At 57.1% G+C, this 11,818-nt stretch carries 10 protein-coding genes; 8 read left to right on the top strand and 2 right to left on the bottom strand.

The window, feature by feature from the left end; translation table 11 throughout:
• The first annotated feature begins 16 nt into the window (after positions 1-16).
• The 8 genes from AC1RM6_RS24535 to AC1RM6_RS24500 all read left to right on the top strand — a co-directional run bounded on the left by AC1RM6_RS24535 (position 17) and on the right by AC1RM6_RS24500 (position 8,144).
• The gene (locus tag AC1RM6_RS24535) at positions 17-769 is read left to right on the top strand and encodes a multiubiquitin domain-containing protein (RefSeq protein ID WP_493106121.1); all 753 of its coding nucleotides are present in this window, start codon (positions 17-19) and stop codon (positions 767-769) included.
• Positions 744-1,928 (top strand): ThiF family adenylyltransferase, encoded by a 1,185-nt coding sequence (locus AC1RM6_RS24530; protein WP_493106119.1) that lies wholly within the window; start codon positions 744-746, stop codon positions 1,926-1,928. The genes AC1RM6_RS24535 and AC1RM6_RS24530 overlap by 26 nt, the downstream gene beginning before the upstream one ends.
• Positions 1,925-2,419 carry a ubiquitination-like system serine protease family protein gene (locus AC1RM6_RS24525; protein WP_493106117.1) on the top strand — a complete coding sequence of 165 codons (495 nt, stop codon included), beginning with the start codon at positions 1,925-1,927 and terminating at the stop codon, positions 2,417-2,419. Before AC1RM6_RS24530 ends, AC1RM6_RS24525 begins: the two co-directional genes overlap by 4 nt.
• Positions 2,420-2,571: 152 nt before the next feature.
• Positions 2,572-3,492: a HEPN domain-containing protein gene (locus AC1RM6_RS24520; RefSeq protein WP_493106115.1), complete on the top strand. Its 921-nt coding sequence runs from the start codon at positions 2,572-2,574 to the stop codon at positions 3,490-3,492.
• A gap of 441 nt (positions 3,493-3,933) precedes the next feature.
• Entirely contained in the window at positions 3,934-5,895 is a 1,962-nt protein-coding gene (rlxS, locus tag AC1RM6_RS24515) for a relaxase/mobilization nuclease RlxS (protein WP_493106113.1), read from the top strand.
• A 71-nt stretch (positions 5,896-5,966) separates the two neighbouring features.
• A complete protein-coding gene (locus tag AC1RM6_RS24510) occupies positions 5,967-6,359 on the top strand; it encodes a CopG family transcriptional regulator (RefSeq protein WP_493106111.1) in 393 nt (130 codons plus the stop codon).
• Positions 6,356-6,568, top strand: a complete 213-nt coding sequence (locus AC1RM6_RS24505) for a helix-turn-helix domain-containing protein (protein ID WP_493106109.1) — start codon at positions 6,356-6,358, stop codon at positions 6,566-6,568. Before AC1RM6_RS24510 ends, AC1RM6_RS24505 begins: the two co-directional genes overlap by 4 nt.
• A 328-nt stretch (positions 6,569-6,896) precedes the next feature.
• Entirely contained in the window at positions 6,897-8,144 is a 1,248-nt protein-coding gene (locus tag AC1RM6_RS24500; RefSeq protein WP_493106107.1) for a phospholipase D-like domain-containing protein, read from the top strand.
• Here AC1RM6_RS24500 and AC1RM6_RS24495 read toward each other — a convergent pair.
• Positions 8,141-9,787 (bottom strand): N-6 DNA methylase, encoded by a 1,647-nt coding sequence (locus AC1RM6_RS24495; RefSeq protein WP_493106105.1) that lies wholly within the window; start codon positions 9,785-9,787, stop codon positions 8,141-8,143. The genes AC1RM6_RS24500 and AC1RM6_RS24495 overlap by 4 nt on opposite strands.
• A gap of 513 nt (positions 9,788-10,300) precedes the next feature.
• Entirely contained in the window at positions 10,301-11,728 is a 1,428-nt protein-coding gene (locus AC1RM6_RS24490; protein WP_493106103.1) for a pentapeptide repeat-containing protein, read from the bottom strand.
• Positions 11,729-11,818 lie beyond the last annotated feature (90 nt).

Below are 11,818 nucleotides of genomic sequence, written 5' to 3'. Positions count from 1 at the left end.
GAAAGGATTTCCAACAATGACTGCTAACGACTATCACGACGTCGATGACGTCGGCGACGCCATCCGGAGCGACCGGCCTCTCCGCCGCGCAGCCGCCTACCGCATCCTGTTCGCACAGGACAATCTCGACTTCCAGCCTCTGCTGATCCCTGACCCCATCCCTGTCGGCAGCCAGATCTTGGAGGCCGCGGGGCTCGAACCCGGTCGCGGATACAGCCTCTTCGCGATACTCGCTTCGGGCGACTTCGAAGACGTTCGTCTCGGTGAGCAGTTCGACCTGCGGGGCAAGGGCGCTGAGCAGTTCGTCGCGTTTCTTACGGATCGCGACTTCAAGCTCGAAGTCGATGAAAACGAGATCAACTGGGGTAAGCCGGGTATTAGTGGGCAGGTCCTCGCGCAGCTCGCCAAGCCCGGCGAGGGTGAAGGGGTTTATCTGCAGATCCGCGGCGGCACCGATCGGCTGATCGGGGCGAACGACCTCGTAAATCTCAACGAGCCTGGCATCGAGCGCTTCTTCACCGCAGCGCTGCCGCCTTCAGAGATCGAGATCATCATCAACACGCGCAAGCGTTTGGTGTCCCAGGCAAACGTGACATTCGAGCAGATCGTCGAACTCGCGTTTCCGGGCCCATATGATCCAAACGTCGTGTTCTCCATGACCTACCGCAAGGCGGCGTCGAAGCCTCACGCGAGTGAACTCGGAGTGGGCGGCAAGATCGAAATCAAGAGGGGGACAGTGTTCAATGTCACGCGCACTGTTCAGTCGTAACGCCGACCTCGCGCGCCTGCGCGAGGAAGGCTACTTCGTGCAGGTGATTGGCGGTTTCCTTGTATTGCGCGAAGTTCCATACGTCGCTGCGGACCGTTCGGTCCGCAGAGGCACGCTCATCTCAAGCCTAGCGCTGGCCGGTGATGAGACCCGGCAGCCAGATACTCATGTCATGCACTTTGACGGTGAGTATCCGTGTCACGCAGACGGCACGCCGATCTCGGCGATTTTCCACCAGACCCATCATTTTCAGTTCGGAAACGGGCTCACTGCCAAGCATGCTTTCTCCAGCAAGCCCGACGAGGGATACAGCGACTATCACCACAAGATGACGACTTATGCTTCGATCGTTGCTGGCCCAGCATCTGTTCTCGACGAGACGGCCACTGCGCGCACCTATCGCGCACTCAACGACGAAGAGGACACTGATAGCGTCTTCAACTATGTGGAAACCGCATCGGATCGGGTTGGGATCGGCGCGCTGACCGCGCGCTTCTCGGGCCTGAGAATCGCCATCATAGGGCTCGGCGGCTCTGGCAGCTACATCCTCGACATGGTGGCAAAGACGCCAGTGGCAGAGATCCGCTTGTTCGATGCCGACGAGTTCCTGCAGCACAACGCATTCCGCGCGCCCGGTGCTCCCAGCCTAGAGGAACTGCGGGATGCCCCGCTCAAGGTCAATTATTACAAGCGCATCTACGAGCGGATGCACCGTGGTATCGTGGCGATTCCCCACGCCGTAACGTGCGCCAACGTTGATCTGCTGGAAGGAATAGACTTTGCGTTTCTAAGCCTTGATACCGGAGAGGCAAAGGCTGCGATTGTCGAACGCCTCAGCCAGCAGGGTGCGGCCTTCATCGACATCGGCATGGGTCTAGAGTTGGGTGAAACTGGGCTGGCGGGCATCCTCAGGGTGACCTTGAGCACCTCGGAAGAGCGGGCAAAGGCGGATTCGCCGCAGCGCATTCCGCTTGCGGGCGGGGGCGCTGGAGACCTTTATGCGTCGAACATCCAGGTAGCGGATCTCAACGCGCTCAATGCTATCCTCGCGGTCATCAAGTGGAAGAAGCTTTGCGGCTTCTACTGCGATCTCGAGCGCGAGCACCACTCGACTTACACTCTGGACGGCAACATGCTGTTGAATGAGGATCAGTTATGATGCGCCATCATCGCCTCGAGCATCGATTTGTAGACGAGTTCCCGGAGCCGCTGGAATCTGGCATCCTCTACGTGTCGATGGAATATGGTAGCGTTGCGCACAGTTGTTGCTGCGGCTGCGGTCAGGAGATCGTAACGCCACTCACACCCACCGACTGGAACATCAAATACAACGGCGAGACGATTTCCCTTCATCCGTCAGTCGGGAGCTGGACACTGCCGTGCCGGTCTCATTACGTTATCCGCGAGAACAAGGTCATCGTGGCGCCTCCCTGGTCGGATAGGCAGGTTGATGCCGAGCGGAAGCGCGACCGGCAAGCGAAGGCGCACTACTTCGGCACTGAGCCGGTGGCGCAGGTTGCGTTGCATGCTCAGATCGCGCCGCAGGCTGAAGCGCCCGAGGCAAAGCCCAGCTTACCGGTCGCCGAGGCCGTGGCGAGGCCGAACTGGCTGCGTCGTGTCGTTGGTTGGCTAAGCGGGGACGGCAGTTAGAAGGTGCGGGAATAAGGGACCGGCGGACGCGTAGTCCGCCGGATTCCCACGCTGCTTCACATAGCCGTGCGCCAGATTACAACGCCATCCGGTTTGCGGTCGGTTCGTCGAATTTCCTTGGCAACTCGACGCTATCGGGCGATTCTTAGCCCATGAGGCCGATCACCGCCAAGGATATTGAACTACCCGAAGGCAAGCGCCGCGAACTCGATTTCGTGGTGCAGCTCATCCGCGACGGTTTCGCCGAGGCGATCAAGGGTCGGAAAGCCGAGCGCTTCGCAAATGGCCACATCCTCAAGATCATCTTGTTCGGGTCCTATGCACGCGGCGACTGGGTCGAGGACCCGGTCGGGCGCTATTTCTCCGACTATGACATCCTCGTTGTCGTCGATCATGAGGACCTCACCGACGTCCCCGAATTCTGGCTGAAGACCGAGGATCGGTTACTCGATGCGCTGTCTGATGGTACCGCGCTGCGTACCCCGGTCAGCCTGATCTATCACACGCTCGGAGACGTGAACGATAAACTCAGGCTCGGTCGTTATTTTTTCATCGACATCGTTCGAGACGGCATTTCTCTGTTCTCCGAGCCGGGGCATACGTTCGCAAAACCTGAGCCGCTTTCGCCCGAGCAGGCGCTGAAAGAGACGCGAGATTATTACGAAGATTGGATCGAAGTAGCCGGTCAATTTTACCGGCAGTTCCAACATGCGGTCGTCGATGGTGCGCCCAAGATAGCCGCATTTGATCTTCATCAAGCGACCGAGCGGCTCTATCATTGCCTGCTTCTGGTCCGCACTTTGTATAGCCCGAAAACCCATAATCTGAACCGACTGAGGTCCCAAACCGAGCAGCTTGAACCTAGGTTGAAGACGGTGTGGCCGAGCGAAAACAAGTTCGAGCGCCGCTGCTACGACCTGCTTCGCGCGGCCTATGTGAAGGCGCGATATTCCCGCCAATATCGCATCACTGACGACGAATTGGCGTGGCTCGGTGGGCGGGTCGAGCTGCTCACGACCATCATCCGCGAGCTGTGCTTGGAGCGGATCGAGACCCTCGCCAAGGCCGCCTGAACCGTATTATTTCGCCGCCCGGCTGCCCGCTCCAACATCCAATCTTAGATTCGATCGATGAATTTCGGCCGTGCTTTGCGCGGCCCTCCGCATTTCTCACCGGCATTTCTCGGCGTCCCGTTGGCAGAAATTGGCGGGATTTTCGCGTCATCGTGCGGATAAGCGGCAGAATGTGGCGACGGGCGGATGGCGTCCATATCCGTCCATGGCTGTTTGGGCTGCGGTGAAGCGAGGGAGGGGCAGGTAAGGCAAGATAAAGCCGTGCCTCCACAAGGCCCGGAAACGCTGTCTGCACGTCTTCTTTTGTGGAGGCATGGCTGAGGCCACGCCTCCATGAGATGAGCAAAGGCCCGGATTCCGGGCCTTTGGATGGAGGCCCTTGAAGGCCGATCCGTCGCTTCCCTCATTGCCGGCCTTGCGGGCGATGACGAGGATCATGCGATGGCAGGCGATGATGATTTCGAGCTGTGGCTGGGGTTCGTCGGCGACAAGGGCGGCGGGCAGTCGTTCGTCGGTCGGGTGCGCAAGGCGACAAACCTGGCGGGTGGCGCCGGCCGGTCGCGCACCCGCCGTTTCGACGGCAGCCGCATCGGCCGCGGCGCCGGGCTCGGGCGGGTGCTGGGATCGTCCGATCGCTTCGCCGGCCGGCGCGCCCGCCGGGTCGTGGTCAAGGCGCGGATCGTCAAGCTCGCCGGCACCGGCGCCCGGGGGGCGGTCGCGCATCTGCGCTATCTGCGGCGCGACGGCACCACCCGCGACGGCGGGCGCGGCACGCTCTACGGTCGTGATGCCGACATCGCCGACGGCAAGGCGTTCCTCGAACGCGGCCAGGGCGACCCCCACCAGTTCCGCTTCATCGTCGCCGCCGAGGATGGTGCCGAATATGAGGATCTCAAGCCGATGGTCCGCCGGCTGATGGCACAGGCCGAGCAGGATCTCGGCACCAGGCTCGACTGGGTCGCGATCGACCATTTCAACACCGGCCATCCCCACACCCACATCCTGCTCCGCGGTGTCGATGACCGGGGCAAGGATCTGATCATCGCCCGCGAATATATGACCCAGGGCTTTCGCATGCGCGCGACTGAGATCGTCAACCTCGACCTCGGACCACGCACCGACCTCGAGATTATGACCGCCCAGAATCGCGAGATGACCCAGGAGCGCTTCACCTCGATCGATCGCCGGCTGATCGCGGCGATCGACGCCGAAGGGCTGGTGTCGCCTGCCAATCTCGACGGCATCGAGCAGTCGTTGCGCGCCGGCCGCCTTCAGGCGCTCGGACGGATGCAACTCGCGGTCGAGGAAAGGAAGGGGTGCTGGCGGCTCGATCCGCAGCTCGAACCCACGCTCAGGGCGATGGGCAAACGCGGAGACATCATTGCCACCTTGCACGAGCAGATGCGCACCCGCGGGCGCGACGTGTCGCCGGCCGACTATGCGGTGTTCGATCCGGCCGGCGGCATTGCCGCGCCGATCGTCGGCCGGGTCGCAGCGCATGGGCTGTCCGACGAGCATCGCGATCGTCATTACCTGATCGTCGATGGGGTCGATGGCCGCAGCCATTATGCCGAGATCGGACTGGCACCCGCCGAACCGATCCGCGAGGGCATGATCGTCAGCCTCACACCGCGGCCAATCGCGGTCCGCGAGGCCGACCGCACCGCCGCCGAGATCGCCGCCGTCCACGGTGGACGCTACAGCGTCGATATCCACCTCGACCATGATCCATCGGCGAGCGAGGACTTCGCCCGGGCGCATGTCCGTCGGCTTGAAGCGATCCGCAAGGAAACCGGGGGCCTGACCCGTGAGCCCGATGGGACCTGGATCATAGCCCCGGACCATCTCGCCAAGGCGCTGGCGCATGAACGCGGTCTCGCCGAGCGGGCGCCGGTCGTCATCGAGACGTTGAGCCATCAGCCGCTCGGCCGGCTCGCAACACATGACGGCGCGACTTGGCTGGACCGGGAGCTGACCAGTGCCACGCCGGCGCCGCTCGAGCGCGGCTTCGGCGCGGAAACCCGCGCCGCGCTCTCGCTCAGGCGGCAATGGCTGATCGATCAGCAGCTTGCCGAGCAGGATGGCGATCGAGTGCGCTATCCAGCCAATCTGGTGTCGACGCTGCAGCGGCGCGAACTGCTGCGCGTCGCCGGGCAACTCACCCAGGAACTCGGGCTCGACTTCGCCGAGGTCGGCAAGGGCGAGCGCGTCGAAGGCCGGCTGGCGCGGGCGGTCCAGATCGGCGACGGCCGCTTCGCGCTGATCGAGAAGAGCCGGGAGTTCTCGCTGCTGCCGTGGAAGCCGGTCCTCGAACGACAGCTCGGGAAGGAAGTCGGCGGCATCATGCGCGGTGACGATGTCAGTTGGACGATCGGGCGGGGACGCGGGCTCGGCATATCCTGAGGCGCGAGGTGCGTCGGACTGCGTCATAAGCGCACTGTCGACCGTGTCTCCATCGCGGCATTCTTCACGCCATGAAAACCGAGAAGATCCGCCACCAATTCTATCTGCCCGACGCGCTGTCGCAGAAGCTCGAGCAGCTATCCGGCAAACCGGGCACATCGAAGACCGCGATCCTCACCGATGCGCTGGCCGCGTGGCTGGAGCGGCAGGGGGCCAATGAGCTGGATCAGCGCTTTGGTTCGAGACTCGATCGGCTGACACGCGTCCTCGACCGGATCGAGCAGCAGAACCGGTTGCTCGGCGAGACGCTCGGCGTGTTCATCCAGCATCAACTGACGCTGGTAGCACATCAGCCACCGTTCGATCCGGAGACGGCGCGATTGGGTCGCTCGCGCTATGATGCGCTGATCGATCTGGTCGGACGCAGGCTGGCAAGGAAGCTCGAACCGGAGACTAAGCAATGACTACCCGGAGGATAACGGCGGAGACGATCCCAACGATAGCCCCGCTCACTGTTCGCATTCCCGAGGCATGCCGGATTACAGGGATCGGACGGTCAAAGCTCTATGAGCTAATCAAGACGGGCGAAATCCAGACGGTGAAGATCGGTGCCGCGACGTTGGTTAGCATGGACAGCTTGCGACGCCTCGTCACGCGGTTAGCTCCGAATTGATAGGCCCCATCCTAATTTTGGCGGCCTTCTCGTTTCCCTAACCGCAGACAGAATCCGTCACCATTCAGTTTGTGCGATGCCCCTTCGAAGAAGCTCGAGCAATTTTCCGACAAGCCGGGTACTACAGAGACTGCGATCCTCACCGATGCGCTGGCCGGCTGGATGGAGCCAAGGTACCTAATCCAACGATTTGCAGCGAATGAATTCGTGTGGTGTCGAATGATCAGCGTAGATCGCTCGTCCGCGGACTCTTCAGTCTGGACCTAATCTTCGTAGCGCTCCCGGTACGAATTCGATAGCTGTCGTACAGCGAATGGGAGAGAGAACGTTGGGGGCGAGAGAATTCGTTTTGCAGGGGCTCACGGCCCGGTCGCATGGAATGGTCATTCAGGAGCTCTATGACGTCGCCGATATCCAGCGGTCCATCATCAGCGTAGCTTTCCTGACCGAGTCGGGCGTCGACCACATTGCGCCGAAGTTCGAGCCGCATGTGGCCACTGCGACGGTCTTTGGTGGCATCCGTAACGACATAACATCCTACCAGGGCATGAGGCGCTTATTAGAAGCCGGCGTATCATTACATGCGGTCGATACGGGTACCAGGCATCTTCTTTTTCACCCGAAGCTTTATTACGTCCGCGGCAAAGAGGTCGCGCGGTTATCAATAGGCAGCGCCAACCTAACGCTAGGTGGGCTCAATAACAATATTGAGGCCGGCGTGGTTCTGGATTTCGATCCGCAAGATAACGCTGACGCAAAATTTCTGTTAGAACTGGAAGCATTATTTGATGGTCTGACCGGCGCACATCCTGATAACATTTTCAGGATCGCAGACTTGGCTCGGCTGGACGCAATACTAAGAGCTGGACTCCTGGTCGACGAGACGGCGGTCCCACCTCCGCGCGTAACCACTTCGGCGAAGCCCGGCACCTCCGATACCACGCCTCTTATCAGGTTGGCTATCCCGCGAATTCGCAGGATTCCAAGCAATGCAACGCCATCCGTCGTTACAGTGCCCGTCGGCCCGGTAGTTGCAGCGCCTGGCGTCGCGCCGCCTGCAGTCCCACCCGCCACGCTTGGCGCAACCCCTCCAGCTGCGCCGGCCGCATTACCGACAAATCCCGCGCTCCCGGCACCCGGCGTCGGTTTCGAGCTAGTGTGGATGAGCAAAGAATTGACGGAGCGAGATCTCAACGTGCCCACGGGGAGCAACACAAACACCACAGGATCAATTAATCTTGACAAGGGCTTGCTGGCGCCAAGTGTTGACCATCGCCACTATTTTCGAAACAAAGTCTTCTCTGCGCTCAATTGGACTTCACGATCAGCAACTGTAGATGAGACAAACGCAATATTCGAACTCATTCTTAAAGGAGTCTACCAAGGTGCGTTTGATCTCAAGATCCGACACACGAATAGCACGACCTCAAAGTCCTATCTTCAGAATAATGCGATGACCCGACTATCATGGGGAGAAATGGCTTCCTATGTAAAGCAACCGACTCTCGTCGGCCGCTCCATGGCACTTTATCGCGACATCAAGAATCCCGCATTATTCATGATTGAGATCGATTAAGCGGCAGCGTCACCGTCGCTGGAAGTGCGGTGGCGTCGATCTCGCAACTTCCGCCATCCCTCCAACGTAGCGTCCTGCTTGGCCTTTGACAGGCCTAGGCCGCCAAGAACCTTCCGCCCTTGGTTTTCGAGAGTCATATGCGTCGGCAAGCTGCGAATTGACTTGTCTAGGTCGACCAGGTCGAGCTTCACGTTGGGCAAAGGGATGATAAGACGCTCTATCTCCGAGGGGATGAGTTCGAGCACGCCACCACCGTAATGGCGACCTTCAAGCTCTGCACTCAGCGCGGTAAGCGGATTAAGGAAGCAGCCGACTAGATGCTCGCCCACGATACCGTTTGTTCGGATTCGGTAGGCCGTGTCGGTCGTGTAAGCGCCGAGCTTGTTTAGTATCAATCGCGGCGTGTCGTGCGACCTTTTGAGCATACCGACCTCAGTCGAGTAGACTGAAGGCACCTTGAACCAGGGTGTCCGAATTCGGCATTTATAGCGGGTCTGCAGCAGCTGCTCCTCGCCAAGCTCGATGTAGCGCTTTGGGCCTTTCGCCATTTTGCCAGGTTCATCATCAAACCACAAGAAGTTCGTAGGCGTGCCGTTATCTGAATTCGCTACATGCTGTCGTTTATCATAAATGACCCCCGGGCAATGCCCGCTTCGACCGAACATTGGATGAGCATACTTGTGTAGCCCGTATTTCTCTACCGTCTCATCCGACACCAAGAAGAAGGAATTAGCGCCCGTTACGATTCCGACATCGACGCGAGCGATGTCATCGAACTTATGCACGTCTTTATGGCCCTCAATTTCGTCAAACAACGATCGTGCCTCGAGATCCAATAATGCTCTCGTCCACTTGCCCTCTACCGTCTTGCCGTTGATAGACTTGGGTGATTCAAAGATCTTCGACGGGGAAGTACGGAGAAATTCTCGGCCGCGGACAGGATATATACCCAGCCCTTCTTCCTTCTGCGTCCCACTCGAGCGCTTCTCCGCCATCAGGATCACAGCGCCCTGCAGCGTGCCATCGAACCACAGTTCCTCGGGATCGATAATTACCAGACGGCGACATTGGCGACCAAGATAACTACGAAGCGACTGGGCGTGGGTGACGTGGATAATCTCCGCCGGTACGACCATGGCAAGCCGGCCGCCCGGACGAAGCAATGCCATCGACGCGAGGATAAATGGAACCCAGGCATTTGTGTGCTTGGTAAACTTCAGATCCAGCTCGCTGAAGATTGCTTCTGAACGGGTCTGAAAGGTTGGCGGAAGAAATTGATATCGAACAAAGGGCGGATTGCCGACGACAGCGTCGAAGCGCTCTCGGCCTTCCTCCAGGTTATCAAGGGCCCAACCCAGAAAATCCTCGCTGCGGACATCGACTTTTTTCAAGCCGAGGTCGCGAGCACGCCCTGTAGCCTTTGCCGCCTCCTCATCATCGAGTTCAAAGCCAACCACATCGGCTTTCGCGAAGCCCTTCACCTCGGCCATGGCGTGGAAGAACGCGCCATCGCCGCAGCTAGGCTCCAGAACGCGCTTGGGGCCAATCTCCTTGACCCACGACGCGATGAAGGCAGCGAGATCAAGTGGCGTGTAGTACCCCCCTCTCAGCTTCTGAGCCGTCTGGTCAGCGATAAATTTCAAAACCCGTCCCCTCGGAAGGTGGCGGTCATCTCGGCATTCCGGAGTCCGAATCTCCCAGTGGCTGCGGGCTTTCGACCCGACCCAACTAGGATCCGACTTCATAGAGCGCCAGGCTTCGCGACCACCGAGCCAATGCAAGTTTGCTATCTAACCCGACGATGGACTCACTGGCAATCGCGGACTTCCTCAGTTCGGCCGATGGCGAACCCCGATCGCCGCCAGCGAGCCGCGAGATCCAATTTAGGACAACTCTTGGAGATATGGATTCCTAAAGCATGTACAATCTCGTAATCGATCCGTTGATGCCACACAATATAATCATCATAATAGACATTACAGTTCACCAAGTCGATCTATATCTCCATAGTAGAGCTGGCAATTTTTTGCCAATCTTGCGACGGTTGATATGCCAAAATGAAATTTTTAATAATTATTTTTACGCTCTAATAGCATACACGAGATGTTAACATAGCTAGCGCCTAGATTAACCTATTCATATAAATGGTTTTTATCTCAATTTCCTAAAGGTGGGTGAGGAGTGCGGCGTCGCTCAATAAATTCTGACACCTGTCTAGTGTTTCCCCTGCGGAGTAAACTATAGAGAATATTATTTCTTCTCTCCGCGAGTACTATTGCAACAGATCTATCTCGGAAGATAAGAAAATTATTCCTGTTTTCCGGCGCTGTGTGGATATTTAACTCAGAATCAGATTTCTCCACAGTGCGACCGTCACGATCAGTGGTTAACCAGCTGCAATCGCTTGCTTCCGGTGGAGCCGCTGGAATCAGCTTCGTGGTTTTGTCTGTGCAGATATTTGCATATATAATTTTGTAGGATATATCAGAATCACGTGCCCCGAATCTCGCATTTGTGAAATCTATCTCGGAACCGCGCAAATCTACAAATGCAAATGTTATGTAATGGACTTCCGCTATGTTGATTTTTGGCTTTAAAAGCCAGCGTGCGTAAGCGGAAAATTCGGTAGATTTAGTCGGATTTTTTATTATAGTTGCGGCCTTAGTTTGATTTATTGCCTGAGATGACATCCTTTGCCAGTCATCATGGTGCGTAGAACTGGTACTTGACCAGCCCTTAATCTTAGTCGAGGGCCTGATAGAGCCGCCCGGACGATGGCATGTACCAGGACCTCGCTCAGGTAGCCGAAACTTTGCTCCGCGCAAATCGCTAAACGCAAATAAAGCATGATTTAGTTGAAACGGGTTTAAAAAAAACTCCGATTTCCTTAAATCGCTGTCGGCAAATCTGCCACCCTCTAAATAGTCATTTATGAATTTACTATTTCTAATAGAAGATCCCGAAAAGATCGTTCTATTTAGCCAACTATTTGAAATACATATACCGTCAGAGTTCGTATCATCAATGTTACCTATAGAAAGATTACTGTCCGTAATGGACACATTCTTCAACGTGCCTAACTCAATAGATATGTCAGTTAAATTACTTTGATTGATTTGCGATTCAGAGAGATCAACACCAAGGATTTGAATGTTACTTAAATCCTCGCTCTCTATAACGCGTTTGTCGCTCATTAGTCCGTAGATTATACTATTACTAATAAAATTTCCATCGCGACCATCTTGTTCGTGGCAAGATTCCATATTTGTTAAAAGTCCAAGACGCGCAGCGCATCCTTGATCATGATCCCACTTTTCTTCGTCATTCTTCGGAAGCTCATTCTTATATATATCTCTAAATTCTTTAAGGTCCGACTTTGATCGACTATATAGCTCCGATCGCTGAACCTGTCGTTCCCGCTCGCGATCTGGTGCGTCTGCCAAGTAAAAAAATACGCCAAGAATGGTCGCAATTGCTGCCGTGATGTTTAGCCCGCTCAGCAGATTCTCGACGCGCTTTCCGTGTCGGATTCGTTCATTACCCATGTCGGAAGTACTTAGGTCACCAATATTTTCTTCCGCCACACTTATTGCCTTTGCTGTTTACCGGAGAAATTTATTATTTCGGAGGTATCTAGAGAATGGCACAAGGCTAGCCTCATAACGCCAAGCAGC

Source organism: Rhizorhabdus sp. GW822-FHT03C02, from assembly GCF_058801765.1.
The sequence above is the reverse complement of the archived record's forward strand: the minus strand, read 5'-3'. Positions and strand labels throughout refer to the sequence as shown.